The organism is Enterococcus sp. C63, assembly GCF_040887215.1.
Classification (GTDB): Bacteria; Bacillota; Bacilli; order Lactobacillales; family Enterococcaceae; genus Enterococcus_B; species Enterococcus_B hirae.
Window position 1 is genome coordinate 363,239 of sequence record NZ_JBFOFI010000003.1, and the last position, 23,433, is coordinate 386,671.

Annotated in this window: 19 protein-coding genes and 1 other annotated feature; of the genes, 3 read left to right on the forward strand and 16 right to left on the reverse strand. The window is 37.9% G+C overall.

The genetic code is table 11. The features are described from left to right. From glnA to AB3H90_RS07120, 6 genes are all read right to left on the reverse strand, one after another. Nucleotides 1-1,341, reverse strand: coding sequence for a type I glutamate--ammonia ligase (gene glnA, locus AB3H90_RS07095; protein ID WP_010718711.1), 1,341 nt, complete (start codon nucleotides 1,339-1,341; stop codon nucleotides 1-3). Between the two features lie 30 nt (nucleotides 1,342-1,371). After that, nucleotides 1,372-1,764 carry a MerR family transcriptional regulator gene (locus tag AB3H90_RS07100; RefSeq protein WP_010738058.1) on the reverse strand — a complete coding sequence of 131 codons (393 nt, stop codon included), beginning with the start codon at nucleotides 1,762-1,764 and terminating at the stop codon, nucleotides 1,372-1,374. Between the two features lie 204 nt (nucleotides 1,765-1,968). Beyond that, nucleotides 1,969-3,201, reverse strand: a complete 1,233-nt coding sequence (gene hflX / locus AB3H90_RS07105; protein ID WP_368016450.1) for a GTPase HflX — start codon at nucleotides 3,199-3,201, stop codon at nucleotides 1,969-1,971. Then, the gene (miaA, locus tag AB3H90_RS07110; protein WP_368016451.1) at nucleotides 3,191-4,117 is read right to left on the reverse strand and encodes a tRNA (adenosine(37)-N6)-dimethylallyltransferase MiaA; all 927 of its coding nucleotides are present in this window, start codon (nucleotides 4,115-4,117) and stop codon (nucleotides 3,191-3,193) included. The genes hflX and miaA overlap by 11 nt, the downstream gene beginning before the upstream one ends. Nucleotides 4,118-4,124: 7 nt before the next feature. Beyond that, nucleotides 4,125-4,859 carry a glycerophosphodiester phosphodiesterase gene (locus AB3H90_RS07115; RefSeq protein WP_368016452.1) on the reverse strand — a complete coding sequence of 245 codons (735 nt, stop codon included), beginning with the start codon at nucleotides 4,857-4,859 and terminating at the stop codon, nucleotides 4,125-4,127. A 470-nt stretch (nucleotides 4,860-5,329) separates the two neighbouring features. Then, nucleotides 5,330-5,857: a hypothetical protein gene (locus AB3H90_RS07120; protein ID WP_010718716.1), complete on the reverse strand. Its 528-nt coding sequence runs from the start codon at nucleotides 5,855-5,857 to the stop codon at nucleotides 5,330-5,332. Between the two features lie 178 nt (nucleotides 5,858-6,035). Here AB3H90_RS07120 and clpP point away from each other — a divergent pair, with 178 nt between their 5' ends. Continuing rightward, nucleotides 6,036-6,629, forward strand: a complete 594-nt coding sequence (clpP, locus tag AB3H90_RS07125) for an ATP-dependent Clp endopeptidase proteolytic subunit ClpP (RefSeq protein ID WP_010718717.1) — start codon at nucleotides 6,036-6,038, stop codon at nucleotides 6,627-6,629. Nucleotides 6,630-6,715: 86 nt separating this feature from the next. On the opposite strand, the gene AB3H90_RS07130 is transcribed toward clpP, so the two are convergent. From AB3H90_RS07130 to efrA, 4 genes are all read right to left on the reverse strand, one after another. Beyond that, nucleotides 6,716-7,204 carry a gamma carbonic anhydrase family protein gene (locus AB3H90_RS07130; protein WP_010718718.1) on the reverse strand — a complete coding sequence of 163 codons (489 nt, stop codon included), beginning with the start codon at nucleotides 7,202-7,204 and terminating at the stop codon, nucleotides 6,716-6,718. A gap of 547 nt (nucleotides 7,205-7,751) precedes the next feature. Then, complete coding sequence (locus AB3H90_RS07135; RefSeq protein ID WP_034698948.1) at nucleotides 7,752-9,224, reverse strand: immunoglobulin-like domain-containing protein; 1,473 nt, start codon at nucleotides 9,222-9,224, stop codon at nucleotides 7,752-7,754. Between the two features lie 643 nt (nucleotides 9,225-9,867). Continuing rightward, nucleotides 9,868-11,634 (reverse strand): multidrug efflux ABC transporter subunit EfrB, encoded by a 1,767-nt coding sequence (gene efrB / locus AB3H90_RS07140; RefSeq protein ID WP_010718720.1) that lies wholly within the window; start codon nucleotides 11,632-11,634, stop codon nucleotides 9,868-9,870. Next, entirely contained in the window at nucleotides 11,631-13,361 is a 1,731-nt protein-coding gene (gene efrA, locus AB3H90_RS07145) for a multidrug efflux ABC transporter subunit EfrA (RefSeq protein WP_368016453.1), read from the reverse strand. Before efrA ends, efrB begins: the two co-directional genes overlap by 4 nt. A 388-nt stretch (nucleotides 13,362-13,749) precedes the next feature. On the opposite strand from efrA, the gene AB3H90_RS07150 reads away from it, so the two are divergent. After that, a complete protein-coding gene (locus AB3H90_RS07150; protein WP_010718722.1) occupies nucleotides 13,750-13,962 on the forward strand; it encodes a DNA-directed RNA polymerase subunit epsilon in 213 nt (70 codons plus the stop codon). A gap of 1 nt (nucleotide 13,963) precedes the next feature. After that, complete coding sequence (locus AB3H90_RS07155) at nucleotides 13,964-15,646, forward strand: ribonuclease J (RefSeq protein ID WP_010718723.1); 1,683 nt, start codon at nucleotides 13,964-13,966, stop codon at nucleotides 15,644-15,646. Nucleotides 15,647-15,811: 165 nt separating this feature from the next. Here the strand turns inward: AB3H90_RS07155 and AB3H90_RS07160 are convergent, their stop codons facing one another. From AB3H90_RS07160 to AB3H90_RS07185, 6 genes are all read right to left on the reverse strand, one after another. Then, a complete protein-coding gene (locus tag AB3H90_RS07160; RefSeq protein ID WP_010718724.1) occupies nucleotides 15,812-16,012 on the reverse strand; it encodes a cold-shock protein in 201 nt (66 codons plus the stop codon). 163 nt (nucleotides 16,013-16,175) lie between these two features. Further along, nucleotides 16,176-16,868, reverse strand: a complete 693-nt coding sequence (gene radC, locus AB3H90_RS07165) for a DNA repair protein RadC (RefSeq protein WP_368016454.1) — start codon at nucleotides 16,866-16,868, stop codon at nucleotides 16,176-16,178. Nucleotides 16,869-16,925: 57 nt separating this feature from the next. Then, nucleotides 16,926-17,582 carry an HAD family phosphatase gene (locus AB3H90_RS07170; protein WP_010718726.1) on the reverse strand — a complete coding sequence of 219 codons (657 nt, stop codon included), beginning with the start codon at nucleotides 17,580-17,582 and terminating at the stop codon, nucleotides 16,926-16,928. Continuing rightward, nucleotides 17,572-18,885, reverse strand: a complete 1,314-nt coding sequence (locus AB3H90_RS07175; RefSeq protein ID WP_010738066.1) for a folylpolyglutamate synthase/dihydrofolate synthase family protein — start codon at nucleotides 18,883-18,885, stop codon at nucleotides 17,572-17,574. The genes AB3H90_RS07170 and AB3H90_RS07175 overlap by 11 nt, the downstream gene beginning before the upstream one ends. A 215-nt stretch (nucleotides 18,886-19,100) precedes the next feature. Then, nucleotides 19,101-21,746, reverse strand: coding sequence for a valine--tRNA ligase (locus AB3H90_RS07180; RefSeq protein WP_010718728.1), 2,646 nt, complete (start codon nucleotides 21,744-21,746; stop codon nucleotides 19,101-19,103). 47 nt (nucleotides 21,747-21,793) lie between these two features. Continuing rightward, nucleotides 21,794-22,034, reverse strand: a binding site (T-box leader). A gap of 161 nt (nucleotides 22,035-22,195) precedes the next feature. Next, complete coding sequence (locus AB3H90_RS07185) at nucleotides 22,196-23,419, reverse strand: hypothetical protein (RefSeq protein WP_368016455.1); 1,224 nt, start codon at nucleotides 23,417-23,419, stop codon at nucleotides 22,196-22,198. Between the last annotated feature and the right edge of the window lie 14 nt (nucleotides 23,420-23,433).

Genomic DNA, 23,433 nt, shown 5'->3' on the forward strand with positions numbered 1-23,433 from the left:
TCAATACAATTCCAAGTATTGTTCTCTTTCCCATTCTGAAACAGTTTGTCTAAACGCCGCCCATTCTAAGCGTTTTGCTTCGACAAAGTTTGAAAAGATATGTTGTCCCAAAGCATCGATCATCACTTTGTCTTTTCTTAATTCTTTGATTGCATTATGGATCGTTGAAGGAAGATCTTGAATGTGTGCTTCTTCTCGTTCTTCTTCGTTCATCACATAAATATTTCGATCTACAGCTGCTGGTGGCGTGATTTCATTACGAACGCCATCCAATCCAGCTTGTAATAAAACAGCCATTGCTAGATATGGATTAGCAGATGGATCAACTGAACGCAATTCCAAACGTGTGGATAAGCCACGAGATTCTGGAACACGGACTAATGGTGAACGATTGCGACCGCTCCATGCCACATATACTGGTGCTTCATAGCCTGGAACTAAACGTTTATATGAGTTGACGGTCGGATTGCAAACAGCTGTATAGGCACGAGCATGTTTCAATAACCCACCTAAGAAATGATACGCTGTTTGACTTAGTTCTAAATCGCCATCTTTATCGTAAAAAACATTTCCTTCGTCATTGAACAAGGACATATTACAGTGCATCCCCGAACCATTGATCCCGAATAATGGTTTAGGCATGAACGTTGCGTGTAACCCATGTTTACGAGCAATTGTTTTAACGACTAGTTTGAATGTTTGAATATTGTCACAAGCATCCACAACGTCTGCATATTTAAAATCAATCTCATGTTGCCCAGGAGCTACTTCGTGGTGAGAAGCTTCTACTTCAAACCCAAGGCTTTCTAATTCTAAAACAATATCACGACGACAGTTCTCACCTAAATCTGTTGGTGCAAAATCAAAATATCCACCTTTATCGTTTAACGTGGTCGTGATCCCACCATCTTCATCTAACTTAAATAAGAAGAATTCTGGTTCTGGACCTAAGTTGAAAGAGGTAAATCCAAGGTTGCGCATATCTTTTAATGCACGTTTCAAATTCCCGCGTGGATCACCTGCAAAAGGTGTGCCATCTGGGTTATAGATATCACAAATCAAACGAGCTACTTTGCCATGATCACTTTCCCAAGGGAAGATCATCCATGTTGAAAGATCAGGATACAAATACATATCGCTTTCTTCAATCCGAACAAACCCTTCGATCGAAGAACCATCAAACATCATTTTATTTTCAAGTACTTTATCGATTTGACTAACGGGTACTTCGACATTTTTGATTGTTCCTAAGATATCTGTGAACATTAATCTTAAAAAGCGAACGTTCTCTTCTTCAATGATTCGTTTAATTTCATCACCAGTTATTTGTTTCTTTACCATGGTATCCCTCTTTCTTTTTGTTTATATTATTCAGTCAAAGAATTGTCGTTGCATTCCTTGCGACTGATAATGCCCAGTTTTACTTAGCCCACCTTGCGCCAATATCTCATCACGAAAAATTTGTCGAACGTCATGATCAGTTAGCGGTTTTTTGCTTTTTTCTTCCTGTTTTTTGGCTTGAGCCATTTCGTAAACTCGTTTGATACCAGCCATATTTAATCCATCAGAAAGATAATCTTTGATCTCTAACAACAAGTCAATATCGTTTAATGAATACATTCGGCGATTTCCTTCACTTCTTTCAGGATGAACAAAATCTTGTTCTTCATAGTAACGAATTTGTCGTGCAGTTAAATCTGTCAATTTCATTACTGTACCAATTGGAAATACAGACATTGAACGGCGCAATTCCTTTTCTCCCATCAGACGTCCCCTTTCGTTTAACAAGTTGGGTAAAGTATACCAATCAAAAAAACAGCTGTCAACCGCATATGTTAGGTTTTCTAACATGAGGGTTGGTTTTTTTTTACAAAAAAACTTGAGCAACGATTCATTGCTCAAGTTTTCTAACTTTTAAAAAAAGAGAAAATACATAGGTCACTCTGATAAGAAAGAGACAACGACCATTTAACTATTCAGCCATTTAGAAGTTGACTTTGCAAATCCTTTTACTTCATATCCATTTTTTTCTTCTACAAAATGCTCTTTCAAAACGAGGGTTTGTCTTCGTAAAGCACTTAACGTTTGCCCATCCTGACTGGGTACAAAGAGCGTGTATGGCGTCATCAATTCCAACAACTGCTGTTTGATTGCCTGCACTAGCTTTTCTTTCCCATCGGTACTTTGCGCAGATATCAATACATTGGGGAAGAGTGAAGGCGTAAATAAGGCAGGGTCGATTTGATCCGCTTTGTTATACACGGTTAAAACAGGCATCTCTTCCATCTTTAGTTCCGCCATCAACTGTAATACAGTCTGCTCCTGCAAAATACGATCTGGCGAACTTGCATCAACTACATGTAACAATAGATCCATTGATTGACTTTCTTCCAATGTTGAATGGAACGCATCAATTAATTGTGTCGGAAGATCTTGAATAAATCCAACCGTATCAGTAACCGTAATCTCAAATCCTTCTGCAAATCGCCATTTCTTTGTTAAGGGATCCAAAGTAGCAAATAACTGATCTTTAGAATACGTATCCGCTTGCGTAAGCAAATTAAGAATGGTTGACTTCCCCGCATTGGTATACCCAATCAAACCAATTTGAAAGATTTCACTAGACTGTCTTTTTTGGCGGTTTCTCGCTCGATGCGCTTCTACAGCCTTCAACTCACGTTTTACCCCTAATATTTTATTACGGATATGACGTCGATCCGTTTCCAATTTGGTTTCCCCAGGTCCTCTCGTTCCAATTCCACCACCTAATCGAGACAATGACTTTCCTTGTCCAGCTAAGCGTGGTAAAAGGTATTCTAATTGAGCTAGCTCTACTTGCAACTTTCCTTCTTTCGAACGGGCTCTCATGGCAAAAATATCTAAAATCAACTGGACTCGGTCAATGATGGGGATTCCTACTGCTTCTGAGACTAGCTGACTCTGCCGAGGGGTCATTTCATGGTTAAAGATAATCAGATCCGCTTCATGAGCATCCGCTTGTTGGATCAATTCTTGTAATTTACCTTTACCGATAATGGTTTGACGATCGACTTGCGGTCGTTTTTGCGTCAATGTAAATACAACTTCCCCAGAAGCTGTATTGGTCAGCTTGCTTAATTCTGCCATCGACTCTGTGAAGTATCGTTGATTCTGTTCTGTCTCAACGCCTACGATGATCACTTTTTCTTTTTTATTTGTCATCTTTTTCCTCCAACCACGTTCTGATCAATTGATCAATTTGCTCCATACTACTGGACTCTGCTAATAAGTCAAACCAATGTGCATCAAGACGATTACGAAACCATGTTAATTGTCGCTTTGCATACCGTCTCGAGTTCATCTTCAACTGCTCCACAACGTTTTCTAAAGATTCTTCTCCCTTAAAATACGGATAAAATTCTTTGTATCCAATACCTTGACTCGCTTGGACTTCACCAAGTTCATACACAAAACGTGCTTCTTCTAATAAGCCTTCCTCTAACATACTATCTACACGTTGATTGATGCGCTGGTATAACAAGGCTCTCTCGGTATTAAGACCAATCATACAATAATCATAAAGACGTGCGGGTTCCTCTTGCGGTGTTGTGATACTGTAGCCAGTCACTTCAAATACTTCTAAAGCTCGAATCACTTTTCGTTGGTTATTCCAATGAATTTTTTCCGCTGCTAGCGGATCTTTTGTTTTCAAATACTCCCAAAGTTCTTTTTTACTGAGTGTTTCAGCTAATTCTTCATATTTTTTTCGTACCGCTGTGACGCTTTCCTCTTTTGCACCCAATTGAAAATCATAAAGCAAAGATTGAATATACAACCCTGTTCCGCCAACGATCATCGGCAAATGGCCACGTTCTGTGATTTCTCTGATCAATTTTCGTCCAGATTTTTGAAAATCTGCTACGGAATAAGTTTCATTCGGTTCGATGATATCAATCAAATGATGGGGAATACCTTCCATTTCTGACGTCTTTATTTTAGCTGTTCCGATATCTAATTTCTTGTAAACTTGCAGTGAATCCCCACTAATAATTTCACCGTTAAATTTTTTAGCCAATTCCACGCTAAGCGCTGTTTTCCCTACCGCTGTAGGTCCAACGATTACTAATACTTTTTCCATTATCATCCTACTTTTTCATTGTTTGTTTTATCCAAAATGCTTTTTGGGGAAAGTCTGTGATTATTGCATCTAGTTGTTGATCGAAACATCGTGTCATCTGCTGGTCGTCGTTGATGGTCCAGCATCTGATCGATTTGGGGAATGTCTCCATGGATGGCAAATGCTCCAAGTACCAGTCACCTCTAGGATGAATCCCTTCTATCCAAGGAGTATCTTCAGCTAACTGTACTTTCTTTTGTGACGTACTTAAAAGAAGATCCATCTGTGCCTGAGGATCAATTTTTACTACTCGTTCCAATGTATGAAAGTTAAAACTGCAGTACGCATGTCGAAAAGGCCATTCCACTGCTTTTAATTGTTGAACTACTTTTTCTTCGATGCCAGCATACTCATATTTATCTGTTTTAATCTCGATCATTACCGTTCCACGATAATTCATTTCCCAAAAAAGATGCAAGACCTCTTTCAAAGTTGGCACTTTTGTTGCCTGAAACTCTGTATTGAACCACTTTCCTGCATTCAACTTTTTTATCTCTGCTAATGTTTTTTCCCGTACCAATCCTTTGCCATCCGTCGTCCGATCCACTTCCTCATCATGAATCACCACTATCTGCTCATCTTTCGTCAAATGAATATCTAGTTCAATCCCATCTGCACCTATTCGAACCGCTTCGGCAAACGCAGGCAATGTATTCTCTGGATGGGTACCACTACTTCCACGATGCGCAAAAATCTGAACCATTTCATCACCACTTTCAGTCTCTTTGATTGTACCATAGGAAAAAGGCTGTGAAAAAGTCGTAATACTTCGAATGTCTAAGAATGAGGTTGACTTGTCATTCTAAAAAATGAGTAAACGGTATTCAATAAAGAACTACTCAGCAATAAGCGATGATTTTCTAAAATATGAAAAGCTATAAAAAGTCCTCTCTCATTCGCTTAAAGCTGTTCTTCGACGATCAGTCAAAAATCTCAAAATATGGGGAGCTGTTTCGAGATTTTCATTCTTCATACTCAGGGCAAACTGCTGTTTTCACAATCTCTCATTCATAGTGTTTCATCTATCGAAAATAAGCCGAAAAAACCAAAAATATAAGGAACTACTTTTGGATTCTTCGGCTTATTTCTAAAAGCTAAACAATTCTGTCACAACCTTGACTTTACAAATTATAAAAGTTTTTTGATCCTCTTCAATCTCAACTCAAAAAACAATTAGCTCCACACATTATCATTTGAGAAAAAGCCAATAGGTTGTCGCGTGACACTTTTTAATTGCGCTTTTTTTTCATTGATCATTTCCGTCAGATTATCCGTGAAGTTTTCTAAGATCACACGTCCACCTTTATAAGCATAACCGCCTATTTTCATCGTTTCGTCAGGAGAAAGAACGACTTTACGGTGCGCAATGTTTTTAAACAACTCCTCTAAGATGTAATTTGGAAGATAAAAATTATTTTGTGCAGCAAATGACTGTAAATAAGCAAAATCATCAATAGTGATATAACAATCATCAAATGCATCAAAGCTGACATATTCATCTAACAGTGTTGCTCTTTTTTGCAAGATTTCATTGATTTTTTTATTTAGTTGATTCAAAGTCTCAATCTCTTTGACTTTTAATTCTAACTCCCGTCTTCGTTGCTCTTTGTTTTCAAGATGGCGCATCTGAACAACCATCCCGATATATACTAAAATAGCTCCTAATAAAACGCCAATTAAGCCTACGATGCCAACTACCAATTAGTGTTCCTCCTTGCTGTATTCTTCTATTTCATCATAACATAAACGTGCAAGCACAGACTATTTTCTAAAATTTTTTTATTTGACCTTTATTGACCAAGAATGTATACTACTTTTTAGGTAGAAGAAATGAATTTGTGTTACACTATTTGTAAAGAACTTAAGGAGGAACCAAATTATGAATTTAATCCCTACAGTTATTGAGCAATCCTCTCGTGGCGAACGAGCTTATGATATTTATTCACGCTTATTAAAAGACCGCATTATCATGTTAAGTGGTCAAGTGACAGATGATCTTGCAAACTCGATTATTGCCCAATTGCTTTTCCTAGATGCACAAGATTCTGAAAAAGACATTTATCTTTATATCAACTCTCCTGGCGGTTCTGTTACTGCTGGAATGGCGATTTATGATACGATGAATTTTGTTAAAGCAGATGTCCAAACCATTGTGATGGGTATGGCTGCTTCTATGGGTAGTTTCTTACTGACAGCAGGTAAAAAAGGCAAACGTTTTGCTTTACCAAATGCTGAAATCATGATCCATCAACCACTTGGCGGCGCACAAGGTCAAGCGACAGAAATCGAAATCGCAGCTCGTCACATTTTACAAACACGAGAACGCTTGAACAAAATTTTAGCAGAACGTACTGGTCAACCTCTTGAAGTGATCGAAAAAGATACCGACCGTGATAATTACATGACTGCTGAACAAGCGAAAGCATACGGTTTGATTGATGAAGTGATGGAAAACAGTGCTGGATTAAACTAATATCATTTGTAAACTAAAAGGACGATGGGACTGCTCGATTGAGCGGCTCATCGTCCTTTTTTCAGTTGGAACGAAAGCTCGGTTTTTCAATGCTGTTCTTTAAACTTTCCTTCGTTATATTGTTCTCCAAGTTCAACGTAATGTTGAATATTTTGGCGATTCTTTTCAATCTCTTCTTCCGTTAAAGGACGAATGACTTTAGCTGGCCGACCAAACGCTAATACGTTGGGCGGAATGACCTTGCCTTCGGTCACTAAAGAACCAGCACCAATCAAACTATTTTCACCGATCACTGCATGGTTCAAAATAGTTGATCCCATACCAATCAACGCGCCCTTTTCGATGGTGCAACCATGAAGCATACATTGATGTCCTACCGTTACATTTTCAGCAATTTCAACTGGTGCATCATGGTCCACATGAATAACAGTACCATCTTGAATATTCGTTCTTGCTCCAACTTTAACCGTATTGCTATCCCCACGAATCACCGCTTGATACCAAACTGTGACCGATTCTGCGAGCTCTACATCGCCAACAACAGTTGCATTCGGTGCAATAAATTTTTGACTCATTTTTACACATCTCCTTTTTTGGCTTATTTCCAATTATAGCAGAAGATGGATTTCTCCTTCAAAAAGACTGGCAGCTATTATTTCATAGTCCCTTCAAGCACGCCTACTCTCTAGGGACTGAGACCAAAGTTGTCTCAGTCTCTTCTAGTATCTCTAAAAACGAATAAACGGTGTTCAAACATCAGCTCCTTGAAATAAGCCTGAATTTTTCAAAACATGAGAAGCTGTTTCAAAAAATTCAGGCTTATTGTCATCAGAGCTACCCGATGTTTTCACGACCTCTGATTCACGGTGATACAAAAGTAGCATCTTCGGAAAATTTGCCGAAATTTACCAAAAATTTGAGAAGCACCAAGTAGGTAACAATCAACATCAAAAACGAGTTTTTGTGTTTCTTGTCAATTTTCGAAAATTCCTTCTTATTTCTTGATGCTGAACACTTTTGTCTCAACCTCTCGTTTTTACACAACTAAAGAGCTCAGAACAATCTTTCGTGTTCCAAGCTCTTTCCTTTTATCTATATGCTATCTAAACTGGTAGCTAAATTTTATCCATTTACTTTAGAAATATTGATTGAGCCGATATAGCCAGCTTTATAGTTTTCCACATTGATTAGTGGGCTTGTTTCTCCTTTATTTACTTTAAAAGTAGTTGTAAGTCGATAGTATCCTTTTTCTTCTAAAACCCCATCTCTCATCAATGTGGTGTTAAGGAGTTCACGACTATCTTTAGACGAAGTATCTTCCTTCAATGCCACTTTTACATAATGGTCACTCAACATATCGACCACTGGTTTCACATAAACAGTTACCCGATAAGTAGCATTTTCTTCTAAAGCTTCACTACCGTTAAAGATTTTATATACACTAGCATGCTGATCAGCAAAGAAAGTATAGTCACCTACTAAAGCATTCACAGGGTCTTTCACTAGTTCAATGTCATCTCCTGAGAACATTTTCCATCCAGCAGTTTGTCCGTCAGGCCAAGTATCATTGATTTTCACCGTTACATTAATCGTTTTTCTAGCCACTTCATTTACACTATTTTTCACTTCATAAGTGACTTGGTATTTTCCAGGAATAGAGGAATCAACGTTGTTTTCTACCACTTTGATTTTGTCTGTGATGTCTCCGTCAACACGATCATAAGCACTTAGATTGATTCGTTTGTCATATGGATCAAATAACTCATCGTGTAAAATTTCAATATCATTTGCATGTAACTCTGGTTTTTCAAAAACTGCTGCAAATTGATTGATTCTTACAGTATGCGTATTGAAGTGTTCTCCTGTTGCAGCTCCAATCGTAAAAGTATATTTCTTTGATTTATCGATGTTTGGATTTTTCAATTCCCAATGTTGCCCATCATAATCTGCAGTAATAAGTTGTTGCTTGCTATTCCATTTTAACGTTAATTTTTTAAAAGTATTTGGCGTGAATTTAATTTGTTGCATAGGAGCTAAAGCGGTTAAAAATCCGCTGTTGGCATCTGTTGAAACAAAGCCTCCATGAGCACCAACCATTTGAGCATGGTTGAAAGAAGTATCCGCATCATCTCTATCTGGCGCTTTAGAATAGGTATCCAATTCAAATCCAATTCCCTTTTTCAGGCCTCTGATACCTAGACCACCACCATTAGCTCCAATGTCGCCAATTGCTCCTTGGTGGAAAGCCACACCTACCCCATCAGCACCATTTACATTATCACCTAAATTGACATCCATATCCAACAAGAAATCATAGTTCATATCAAGGGAGACGATTCCAGATATTGTTCCTTTTTGAAATTGTTTCGATTGAGTAAGACGAGCTGTATGGGAATCAAGTTGGACGGCACTTCCATTAAATGCGACGATGTCTTTCAAATCAAAATTATTTTGATCCACATTTTGGGAGATAGCAATATTTTTATTGACTAAAACATTACTAGTTTCTGCATTTACTGACAATCCAACAACACTTACCCCAATTAATCCAATAGTTCCTGCACATACTTTTTTATAAAAGGTCTTTTTGTTCATAATAAATAACACTCCCATTCATATAGTTATTTTTTATACACTATCCTTTTCCGTTTTATCTGCATTTCACCATCTCTTTTCATTCTTTTAGTAAACAATTACGCGTAAAATTCATTTACTAGCAAGCATCCAGTAGTAGAAGCATTTTTGAATGCTATTTCGCCTCCCTTGATCTTTTTTCTACTACAAAATTATCGTAACGCTCAGATCCTATTATTTTTATTTTGTATAGTAGTCCAACAAATAAAAAAAGAGGTGAGACAAAAATGTTTAGCTTTAATAAATAAGAAGGGATTTCCGAAAATTGACAAGAAGCATAAACACTCGTTTTTTGCTGTTGATCGTTACCTACTTGGTGCTTCTTATTTCTTGATGCTACTTTTATCTCACTGTTTATTCGATTTTTAGAGATACTAAAAGAGACTGAGGAAAGTTTTTCCTCAGTCTCTCTATTCTAAAATTCTTTCTTATTTGCTCGGAGCTGTTCGCTTCTTTCACAACCTCTTGGTTTAAACGGTGTTCAAGAAGCAACTCCTTGAAATAAGCCTGAATTTTTCAAAACATGAGAAGCTGTTTCAAAAAATTCTTTCTTATTGTCATCGGAGCTACCCGCTTCTTTCACAACCTCTTGTTTTAATCGGTATCAAGCATCAGCAACATCTTCAGCAAATTGGCTATTGTACAGTTTTTCATAGAATCCGCCTTGAGCTAACAGCCCTTCATGCGTTCCTTTTTCGATAATTTGTCCTTGATCCATCACTAAGATCAAATCCGCATCACGAATCGTTGAAAGGCGATGAGCAATAACAAAACTTGTTCGTCCTTCCATTACACGATCCATTGCTTTTTGGATCAATGCTTCTAAACGAGTATCGACAGAACTAGTAGCTTCATCAAGTATCAAGATTTTAGGATCAGAAACCACGGCTCTGGCAATAGTCAATAATTGCTTTTGCCCTAACGAAACATTGTCACCTTCAGCGTTGATTTCCATTTCGTACCCATCAGGCATTGTCCGAATAAAATGATCAACGTTAGCTGTTTTTGCTGCGTCAACGACTTCATAATCCGTCGCATCTAATTTACCAAAACGAATATTATCAGCGATTGTCCCTTCATAGAGCCAAGCATCTTGAAGAACCATCCCAAATAATGAGCGGACATCACTACGACTCATCGTTTTAGTATCAATACCATCGATTTTTATTGCCCCATGACTCACATCATAAAAACGCATCAATAAATTAATCAGAGTGGTTTTCCCTGCACCGGTTGGTCCGACTACCGCAACTGTTTGACCAGCTTTTACTTCAAAGTTCAAATCTTGAATCAACGGTTTTTTAGGGTCATAAGCAAAATCAACATGTTCAAATGAAACATTTCCTGCTACTGTTTCTGGTAAAGTGACATCCACTTTATTTTCTTTTTCTTCTGGTTCATCTAAAATCTCAAAGACACGTCTGGTAGCCGCAGATGCACTTTGCAATACAGAAGATAACTGTGTGATATTCCCCATTGGCTGGCTGATTTGCCAAATATATTGGATAAATGCTTGTAATTGCCCCACAACGATGACACCCGTAATGACGTAAAAACTTCCCAATACAGCCATACCGATATAAGTAGCATATGCGGTCAACTGAACTAAGGGCATCATCAATCCAGATATAAAGGCTGCTCTAAATCCATAATGTTTCAATCGATGATTGACTTGTTTGAATCCTTCAAACGTTTTTTGCTCACGTCCATAAACTTTTAACACACTAAAACCAGTCATATTTTCTTGGACATAACCATTTAAATCCCCTAACGAATTTTGCATTTCTTGGAAATATTTTTGCGAAGCATTGATCACACGTTTTGAAATCCAGATAGATGCAGGAATCATGATCATCGAGATCAACGCCATCAATGGCTGGATATAAAACATCATCGCTGCTGCCAGTGTGATCCCTAAAATAGCATTCACCACACCGATAAACGCTTGCTGTAACGCCCCACTGACTGCGTCTACGTCATTCGTCACCCGAGATAAGATATTTCCTTGTTGATTTTTATCAAAATAAGAAACAGGCAATCGATTGATTTTTTCTTCAATATCTCTTCGCAAATCTTGCATTGCACTTTGCACGACATTCGTCATCAAAACACCTGAAAGTAATTGCGAAACACAATAACCAACGCCCACGATCGTGATCCAAATCAAACAATTGAAAATATAAGAAAAATTAATCGCTTCGTTGTTTGCAATATTGTGACTGATCTCAGTAGTTGGCAATCCGACAACGTAGGGTAAAGCAACGTTGAAAATCACCGTCAAAACAGTAAACAACAGCACAAAGAAAAATGTTAACTGATAAGGTTTGATGTATCGAGCTAATCGTTTTAAGGAAGATAATGTTTGTTTCATGCTAATTCCTCCTTCGATAATTGCGAAGCTGCGATATCATAATAGATTGGACAGTTTTCTAATAATTCACGGTGTGTCCCGATACCTACGACTTCTCCCTCATTCAAGACGATGATTTTATCAGCATGCATGATCGTACCCACTCGCTGCGCCACGATTAACACCGTTGATTCGGTCGTTTCTTTTTTCAAGCGAGCCCGAAGTTTTGCATCCGTTTGATAATCAAGTGCCGAGAAGCTGTCATCAAAAATATAGATTTCCGGACGTCGAATAATAGCTCTGGCAATCGCTAAACGCTGCTTTTGTCCTCCAGAGAAATTAGCTCCACCTTCGGAAAGAAGTTCATCATACCCATCCGTTTTCTTCGAAATGAAGTCCGTTGCTTGTGCGATTTCAGCTGCTCGCTCCATCTCCTCTTGCGTAGCATCTTCTTTTCCATATCTTAAATTATCTGCGATCGTCCCAGTAAATAACAATGCTTTTTGAGGAATAAAGCCAATTTTATCTCTTAATTTACTCAAGCGATAGTCCCTGACATCTACGCCATCAATAAGGATTTCCCCATCACTTACATCGTAAAATCGAGGAATCAATTGAATCAACGTTGACTTCCCGCTACCTGTACTACCGATGAATGCGACTGTCTCTCCTGGCGAAGCAGTAAAACTCACATTACGGATCACGGGTTCTTGTGAATGTCCAGGGTAAGCAAATGTCACATTCTTAAACTCAATATATCCTTTGGTTTTTGTTTCAGATACACCATTTGGATCTTCTTTGATCGACGGTGAGGCATCTAATGCTTCTTGGATACGCCCTGCTGAAACAGCTGCCCGTGGATACATCATAAAGACACTTGCAAACAGCATGAAGGAGAATAATGCATGGAAAATATATTCAATAAATGCAATCAGATCCCCCACTTGAAGAGAACCAGCATCGATTTGAACTGCTCCGCTCCAAATAATCAAGACCATTACAATGTTAAACAGGAAGTAGAATCCAGGCTGTGCAACAGCCATTAAACGAAACAAGCTTTTCGAGCTTTTTGTATAGTTATCATTAACTTTCGCAAATCGTTTTTCTTCAAATTTTTCATTAACGAATGCCCGGATAACACGTAATCCTGAAAGATTTTCACGTAAAATACTATTAATCTTATCCAAATTTTTCTGTTGTTTTTTTGATAACGGTTCAGAAAATTTCGCAATCGCAACCACTGAAAGTAGTAAAAACGGTAGAGCTCCGATCACATAATAACTCAATGAAACACTGGTCCGCATAACCATATAAAGACTGACAACAAACATCATCGGTGTCATAAATCCGATCCGTAAGATATTTTGCAAGAACAGCATAATTTGATAAGCGTCGTTCGTCGTACGCGTGATCAACGAAGTAACACCTAATGTTTCATATTCTTGGTGAGAATAACTCTGGATTTTCTTGAATAGATCGTCACGAATATCCGCAACGATGTTCGTCGTGATCCGTGAACCAAAATAGCCTAATAGAATATTCATAATGATCCCAACCACAGTAATCACGACCATCAAGATCCCTTGTTGTTTTACATAACCAAAATCGTTGTTACGAATCCCGACATCAATCATACGAGCTAAAATCGTTGGTAAGCCTAACTCAATTAAAATAAAACCAAATACGCAGATGAAATTTAATAACAAATATTTCTTATAGCGCATGGTATAGTGCCACATCAACTTCAAACTCTCATCTCCTTTTAATTAGAATAAATTTAGCTATTAATAAAAATAATAGCACACTCCTACAGTATATAGAACACCTCTCTCATCAAAAATTTTTTTTATTACATTTAAATGATAAAAAACATTTTTCCTTTCCACCTTGTTGATTTCTATACTTATCCACTTTTTTATGCTAAAATAGCAATTAACTATTGTATGAATTCATACAGAAGGTACGGTTGAAAAAATTTCCGAACAGAGAAGCAAAACGAGGCTTGTCTCTTTGATTAGAATCGCTCATTTTAATCAAAGCATATCAAAAAACAGGTGGCTTGACCCCTCGTTTTGTGTTGTCTAAAAAAATCAACTAGCTAAATTACTGCGACATGCAGATAAAGGAGACATAAACATGATTTACAAAGTATATTATCAAGAATCAAAAATCCGTAATCCTAAACGGGAAGAAACAAAATCACTTTACATTGAAGCAAATAGTGATGTTGACGCACGTCAACAAGTGGAAGAAAATACCCCATACAACATTGAATTCGTTCAACTTCTAGAAGGCAGTCATCTAGAATACGAAAAAGAAAATGCTGAATTCACATTAGTGGAGTTTTAAAATGAAACTTTCCATCAAAAATAATGAGACAGGCGTCTTTGCTATTGGTGGATTAGGTGAAATCGGGAAAAACACGTATGGGGTACAATTCCAAGATGAGATTATTATCATTGATGCTGGAATCAAGTTTCCAGAAGATGATCTGCTTGGGATTGACTACGTAATTCCTGACTACAACTATATCGTTCAAAATATACACAAAGTGAAAGCACTGGTGATCACGCATGGACACGAAGACCATATCGGTGGCATTCCTTATTTGTTGAAACAAGCGAATATCCCTATTTATGCTGGGCCATTAGCGCTTGCACTGATTACCAATAAGTTGGATGAACACGGATTGCTTAGAGATGCACAATTGCATGAAATCAATGAAGATACCGTGATTCGTTTCAGAAAAACATCGGTCAGTTTTTTTAGAACAACCCATAGTATCCCTGATGCGTTGGGTGTCGTTGTAAAAACACCTTCTGGTAATATCGTTGCAACAGGTGACTTTAAATTTGATTTCACCCCAGTCGGTGAACCTGCTAACCTGCACAAAATGGCACGGATCGGTGAAGAAGGCGTACTCTGCTTGCTATCAGACAGTACAAATGCTGAGATCCCAACATTTACAAAATCAGAAAAAACGATTGGTCTTTCGATCCTAAAGATTTTTGAGAAAATCGAAGGTCGGATCATTTTTGCCAGCTTCGCTTCAAACATCTTCCGTCTACAACAAGCAGCAGATGCAGCGGTTGCTACCGGCAGAAAAATTGCTGTTTTTGGACGCAGTATGGAAAATGCGATCGTTAACGGCCAACGTTTAGGCTATATCAAAGTCCCAGAAGGAACCTTCGTTGATGCACATGAAATCAATCGATTACCTGCGAATGAAACGATGATCTTATGTACTGGTTCTCAAGGTGAACCGATGGCTGCTTTAAGTCGTATTGCTAATGGTACCCATCGCCAAATCCAGATCCAACCAGATGATACCGTCATTTTCTCAAGCTCACCAATTCCTGGGAATACTACCAGCGTCAACCATTTGATCAATTTATTATCTGAAGCTGGTGCAGAAGTCATTCATGGGAAAATCAACAATATCCATACTTCTGGACACGGTGGTCAAGAAGAACAAAAGCTGATGCTTCGTTTGATGAAGCCTAAATACTTTGTTCCAGTCCACGGAGAATTCAGAATGTTGAAGATCCATGCTTCCCTTGCTCAAGATACCGGTGTACCTGCTGAAAATTGCTTTATTATGGAAAATGGAGATGTGTTGGCTTTGACTAGCGAAACCGCTCGTCCAGCCGGACATTTTATTGCCGGTGACGTCTATATCGACGGTAGCGGGATCGGTGACATTGGAAATGTTGTTTTGAGAGACCGTCATTTGTTATCTGAAGAAGGACTAGTTCTGGCAGTTGCTACTGTCGACATCAAAAAGAAAGAAATTTTAGCGGGACCTGATATTTTATCACGTGGCTTTGTTTATATGCGTGAATCAGGTGAGATGATCAATGAGGCGCAACGCATCCTTTTCCATGCATTGCGTGAAGTGTTAAATGCTCCTGATTGCTCTGAACATAAACTGAAAGAAGCCATGACAGGCGCTTTACAACCTTTCTTATTTGAACGAACAGAAAGACATCCAATGATCCTTCCAATGGTGATGACACCTGATGAAGAAAAATAAATGAAAAACTTATAATGGCTGCATGCGCCGACTACCTACATAGATGGGTAAAGTTCGGCGCAGTTGTCCATTATAAGTTTTTTTGTAACAAAAAAGAGCGTAATCACTTACGCTCTTAACATGTTTAAATAGGTGAACAACACTTATTTAGTTTACTCGCTCTACTTAAGCTTTTTCAACATTAGCAGCTTGTGGGCCACGATCTGATTCTTCAACATCAAAAGTCACTGCTTGACCTTCTTCTAAAGTTTTGAATCCGTCACCTTGGATAGCTGAAAAGTGAACAAAAACATCGCTTCCGTCTTCACGTGAAATAAAACCAAATCCTTTTTCAGCGTTGAACCATTTAACTGTTCCGTTTTCCATTAATAATACCCTCCTCGTGCCTAAGCACTTAATTGATTGTAACATTGCTCGCGTACGATAGAGGTGCAACAGATGTTTCAACTTCTATTCCCAAACAAAATTACAATATAATTGTACACTTGGTTCTTTTTTTTTGCAAGAAAGCTACTTCCACTTATTCAATTTATTCCTCTTCCATCAATCCCTCCTCTCTCAGACTAAAATACTGTTTGCATCCAATGATCAAATGATCTAAGACATCGATTCCCATCATCTCCCCACGTTTTTGAACTCTTTTAGTAAAAAGCAAGTCTTGTTTAGATGGAAGAACATTCCCCGATGGATGATTATGAACTAAAATAATTCTCGCTGCAGAATATCGAACAGCATAATGGAACACTTCTCTTGGATGTGCGATCGTTTGATCCAGGGAACCAATAAATAGCGTTTTTTTCAACAATACTTGATTCTTAGTATCCAAATAAATACAAATCAAATGTTCTTGTTTGTGATCCTTTAATTCTATGATCAATTGATGCGCTAATTCATAGCTGGCATGGATCGTGGGTTGTACCGCTACATGCTGTGTTTGGATTCTTTTTCCTAGCTCGATCAGTGCTTTGATTTCAAGAGCCTTAACCTGACCAATTCCTCGTATTTTTTCCAGCTCAGACAGCGTTGCCTGTCTTAACAATGCAAGTCCACCAAATGTTTTCAACAAATTACCTGCTAGTTCCAAGACATTATAGGGATGCTGTCCCGTGCGTAATAAAATAGCAAGTAATTCTTGATCAGAGAGTGCTTTCTCTCCGTAAAGCAACATTCGCTCCCTTGGAAGTGAGGTTGCTGGCACAGCATCCAGCAAATTTTTTTCCATAAAATCCCCCCTTTCTTCTTCTCACTAATAAGATACGAAAAAAGGGGGGAGCTATTTTTATTTTTTTAGATATCCTGGTACTTCGTGTAGAGAAGATAAAACTGCTAACGTTTTTTGTTGCAAGTCTTCTGAAGGAGCCAACAAATCTGGAATCATAATCACTGGGATCTCCGCACTTGCTGCTGCAAGTATCCCGTTTTTAGAATCTTCCAGAACCAATGTTTCTTGTTTTTTCGTTCCTAGATATTCATGGGCAAGCAAAAAGATTTCTGGATCAGGTTTAGCACGTTTGACATTTTCTGCTGAAACAATCGTTTCAAAATAGTTTGTCAGTTGGTTCTTTTCCAACAATAGCTCAATAATATGACGTTGGTTACTAGAAGCGACAACTTTAGGAATTCGGTGTTCTTCTAAAAAATCCAGTAATTCGATTACTCCTGGTTTTAATTGCACTGCACCTAAGGAAAACCGTCTGATCGTTTCTTCATAAGCATCATTAATGAATTTTTGGACATTATTTTTCCCAAAACTTGCAAAGATCTGATGATAATTTGCCCAAACCTCTTCATCTGATACACCTAGATATTTCAAATACAATTCTTTGTCGTAAGGAAAGCCCATTTGATCAGCAACCATTTGCGAGGCTTCATAGTAGACGATTTCTGTGTCAAAGAGTAACCCATCCATGTCAAAAATGACAGCTTTATAATTCATTTTTTCCTCCTAACTGTAACAATAGTGTTCGTACTTCAGAAATAAAGTAAAGAGAACCTGTAACCACTAAGACATCTTCATTGGTCATTTTTTCTAATATTTCAGCTAAACCAAATTGCCATAATGAAACAATTGAAACTGTTTCATCTACAAGATCAGTCACGGTGCTTAAATCCAATGCTTTCGGGTGTTCAAACGTCGTTAAATACAAATGCGCATTAGGAACTGCTTTTAATTGGGTTAGCATTGCTTCTACATCTTTTGTACTTAGTGCAGAAAATAAAATATTGATCCGATAATCTTTGAACTCTTTCTTCAAATTTTGAACCAAACGGCTGACTGCATGTGTATTATGAGCGCCATCTAAAATAACAAAAGGTTCTTCACTTAATTTTTCCATTCGTCCAGGCCAGTGCGCTTTTTTCAGCCCTTTGCGAATTTCTTTTTCACTAAATGGTATACCTGTCATCTTGCAGTAAACTTGGTATAGTTCAATTGCCATACCAGCATTTTCTGTCTGATGTTGTCCAATCATGCCAATCGTAAGCGAGGTCATTTTTCCATGCTCATTATGAAATGAAAATACTTCTCCCCATTGCTCAGCTGGATGTTGATAAGTAACTTGATAGTTTTCGCCAAAAATATGAAGGGGGGCATTTCTTAGTCTAGCCTGTTTTTTGATTACTTCTAAAGCTCTTTCTTCGATATTTCCCGTAACGACAGGCACCCCTTGCTTGATTATTCCTGCTTTTTGGGCAGCGATTTCTTCAATTGTTTCTCCTAAAATATCCGTATGATCCAAGCCAATCGTGGTGATTCCTGTAAGTAATGGTACGGCAACATTTGTTGAGTCTAGTAAACCGCCTAACCCAACTTCAATAATAGCAACGTCGACTTTTTGACACAAAAAATAATCAAATGCCATTGCTGTCAGCGTTTCAAACTCAGTGATTCCGGCAACTGCTTCAAATCGATCCAAATGTTCAACAAGTGGTCGGTATTTTTGTACAAGCTTGATTAAGTCTTGATCTGGAATTTCTTGTCCATTGATCGAGATTCGTTCATTAAAAGATTCAATATACGGAGAAGTAAATGTCCCCACTGTCAGACCTGCTTCTTCTAGTAGACATCTCAGATACGTAACCGTCGAACCTTTTCCGTTGGTTCCTGCGATATGGATCGTTTTCACCTGTTTTTCTGGATGCCCGACTATCTCTAATAATGCCTCCACTCGATCTAGTCCCGGACGAGAGCCAAATGGCAAGCGGCTATGGATCCAGGCGATTGCTTCTTCTATTTTCATCAACGTTTCCCCCATTCCATATTTATTATAGCAAAAAGCAACCGGAAACACAGGAAAAGACGTAATGTATGTAAAAGAAGAAGAAATACTAAATAGCCAATTCTGATTCTACTTATTTGTGCTGACGTCTTGCTTTTTACTTAAAAAAAGAGCGGAAATGTTTTTCAACTACTTTCCGCTCTCTTTTGCATTTGTACGATTGTTCGAATGTCAGATTACTGGATTGTTCTTAAGCTGCGGATTCTTTCTGTAACTGCTGCTTGTTTGTCCAAATAATCTTTTTCTTTTGCTCGCTCTGCTTCAACCACTTCTGCTGGCGCATTGGCAACAAAGCGTTCATTGCCTAATTTTCCTTGTACTCGTTTCACTTCATCTGTCCATTTCGCTAGTTCTTTTTCTAACCGTTTGATTTCTTCTTCGATATTGATCAAACCTGCTAATGGTAAGAAAATTTCTGCCCCTGTCAATACAGCTGACATTGCTAGATCAGGCGCAACGATTTCACTTGAGATCGTTAGCTCTTCTGGATTACAGAAACGCTCGATATAGCTGGTATTTTCTGTTAAGAATTGACCGATTTTCGGATCATTGATCTTAATCATTAATGTAATTGGTTTTGATAATGGTGTATTCACTTCAGAACGAATGTTACGTACGGAACGAATTAGTTCTTTGAGTACTTCCATCCCTTTTGAAGCTGTTTCATCATTAAATTCCGGATGAACCACCGGATAATCAGCAACTACTAAAGAAGTACCTTGATGTGGGATGTGTTGCCAAATTTCTTCAGTAACAAATGGCATAATTGGATGCAATAGACGCAAAATTTGATCTAACGTATGCACCAAAATACTTTGTGTTGTTTGTTTTGAGACAGCATCATCACCATACAAGACTTCTTTACTCATCTCGATATACCAGTCACAAAAATCATCCCAAATAAAGTTATACAACTGACGCCCAGCTTCCCCAAATTCAAAATGATCAAAGAGTTCAGTAACCTTAGCAATCGTTTCATTTAGACGTGTCAAGATCCAGCGGTCTGCCACAGTTTTCTCGCCAGTTAGCGTAATATCTTCAACTGTCATGCCTTCACTGTTCATAATAACAAAACGTGAAGCATTCCAAATTTTATTAATGAAATTCCAAGCTGCATCCATTTTTTCATAGCTGAAACGGACATCTTGACCAGGTGCTGAACCGTTTGATAAGAACCAACGTAAGGCATCAGCGCCATATTTTTCAATCACTTCCATTGGGTCAATGCCGTTTCCAAGAGATTTACTCATCTTACGTCCTTGCTCGTCCCGAATCAACCCATGAATCAAAACATTTTCAAACGGACGACGATCTGTAAATTCTAAGCTTTGGAAAATCATTCGACTAACCCAGAAGAAGATAATGTCGTAGCCAGTTACTAATGTGCTTGTTGGGAAATAGCGTTGATAATCAGCACTATTTTCATCTGGCCATCCCATCGTTGAAAAAGGCCATAATGCTGAACTAAACCAAGTATCTAATACATCTGGATCTTGTACCCACTCTTCACTATTTTCTGGAGCTTCCATCCCTACATACATTTCACCCGTTTCTTTATGGTACCAAGCCGGGATTTGGTGTCCCCACCACAATTGACGAGAGATAACCCAATCGTGAACATTTTCCATCCAACGTAAAAATGTTTGATTAAAACGTGGTGGGAAAAATTCAACTGCATCATCAGTCTCTTGATTTTTCATTGCTTTCTCAGCTAATGGAGCCATTTTAACAAACCATTGTGTGGACAAGCGTGGTTCAATGACTACTCCCGTACGTTCTGAATGCCCAACATTATGGATCATTTTTTCAATTTTGATCAATCGTCCGATTTCCTTCAAATCAGAGACAATCGCTTTACGTGCTTCGAAACGATCCATACCTGCATATTTTCCAGCTAAGTCATTCATCGTTCCATTTTCGTTCATCACATTTACACGTGGCAGATCATGACGGTTACCTACCTCAAAGTCATTTGGATCATGCGCAGGTGTAATTTTCACTACGCCTGTTCCAAATTCCATATCAACATACGTATCTGCAATAATCGGAATTTCTTTATTTACTAATGGTAAAATTACTTTTTTGCCGATCAACGCTTGATAACGCTCGTCTTCTGGGTGTACAGCAATCGCTGTGTCACCTAGCATAGTTTCTGGACGAGTCGTTGCAATTTCCACTACACCCGAACCATCAGCCAGTTCATAGCTCATGTGGTAGAAAGCACCTTCAATCTCTTTGTGGATCACTTCGATATCCGATAAAGCAGTGCGTGCTTGTGGGTCCCAGTTAATAATGTATTCACCACGGTAAATCAAGCCTTTTTCATAAAGTGTTACGAATACTTTACGAACAGCTTCTGACAAGCCATCGTCTAGTGTAAAACGTTCACGACTATAATCGAGAGATAAGCCCATTTTTGCCCATTGTTCACGGATATGGCTTGCATACTCTTCTTTCCATTCCCATACTTGATCCACAAATTTTTCACGTCCTAAGTCATAACGTGAAATTCCTTGTTGACGAAGTTTTTCTTCTACTTTTGCCTGTGTAGCGATCCCTGCATGGTCCATTCCAGGTAACCAAAGGGTATCAAAACCTTGCATCCGTTTTTGACGAATCAGCATGTCTTGTAAAGTCGTATCCCAGGCATGTCCTAAGTGAAGTTTTCCTGTAACATTTGGTGGGGGGATTACGATTGAATAGGGTTTTGCTTTCTGATCGCCACTTGGTTTGAACAAATCTTGTTCCAACCATTTTTCATAACGGCCAGCTTCAACTTCTTGCGGATTGTATTTTGTTGATAGATTTTTTTCTTCCGTCATACTGATGTCCTCCTTAAAAATAAAAAAAGTCCTAAAATACTTTCGTATTTTAGGACGTATTGATTTACGCGGTACCACCTAATTTGTAGCAGTTTCCTACTACCTCTCATGTGAGTTAACGATCACGACTCGTTTATCTCTAGGTTTTATCGGTTTGCTGTACACGATAAAGGGTTCAAGATAAAAACTCCCAAGCTACCTTCACTAGTCTCTCCTAAGAACGTCTCACCATCTCGTTCTCTCTCTAAAAGGCTGTAACTAGTTACTCCTCTTGATCAACGTCATGCCTCATTTTACAATGGTTCAATTTTAAAGTCAATAAAAGACGGTAAGAATCGTATTTCCCTAAATAGTACCTCTTCAGGCTTATGATTCGCCTATTATAAATAATTGACTAAACAATAAGCAGTAGTGACAATGTTTGCTTATTCAGAACGTGACTGTTCAAATTAATTTTTTAACTCTCTTACAGAAGACTGATTTTTTCCTGCTTCCTTCATCTCATTTAGATTATTAGCCTTATTTGTAGACTGATTCATTCGCTCCTCTAGTGTTTGAATTTTTATTACAGGGTGACTATTGGGCGTTTGAGGTGATTTATTTGTTAGAGATTGATCCCTGATTTCCTTGGGAATTGGTATTGATTGAATACCAGCGGACTTCTCCTGATTTAGACTATCAGCCACATTTGTAGACTGATTCATTTGCTCCTCGAATGTTTGTTTTTTTATTACAAGGGGCGTTTTGGTTTGTTTATCTGTTAGAGAGTGATTACTGATTCCGAGAGGTGTTAATGTTGGTTCAATACCTGCAGACTTTTCTTTAGGTTGCTCCTTTTTTCTCTCTGGTTCCTGTACTGAATTACTTATTAGAGACTGATTACTTGTTCCCTGAGGCATTGGAGTTGGTTCAACATCTATATTCAGTTCTTTAAGTTGCTTCATTTCCTGTCTATGTGAGTGTAATTTCTCGAAACTCTCAACTAGTCTTTTAATTTTCCCTCGATTCTGTTGGTGTTCTGAGTCTTTATTAAGATACCCTGCCGTGTATTTAGGATTTATATTTTTAAATACACCAGATGAATATACCAAGAAAGACAAAACAACCTGGGAACAACAATGCTCATCCTTGATTAGTAATTCTTCAATCTGTCGATTCACATCAGACACTAATAGGTTATTCGGACTTACGTAAGTATTTATAAACTGCTTAATCTTATCGCTTTCCTGTTGCCACCACTCCCTTTCGAATGGAGTCAGCACCTGATTAAGATTCTTAAAATATTTATTATTGTTACCCTCAACTTCATTAATCGTTACCTTCTTAAGATCAACAGAAACTAAAGGAATTTGTTTGCTACACTCGTCAATGACACTTTTTAATTTGGGATATGTATGTATAAAATGTTGTATCTTTTCTTTTTGATTAAGGATATTTGAAAATTGCTCCTCTATACTAAGTCGATCATCTCTAAATTCGTACACCTCAATCACACTATATTTCATTTGTTTTTTAATTTCTTCTTTTTTATTATTTAAATCTTTTTGAAACGTCTCAATTACTTTATTGACTCTGACTTGTTTTGTATTTTTTTTATTTTTTATCTTCAATAAACTATTTTTAATCTTATTTATTACAACTTGGGATTCCCTTTGCCGCTTTTTTTCATCCATTGATAAACATTTTT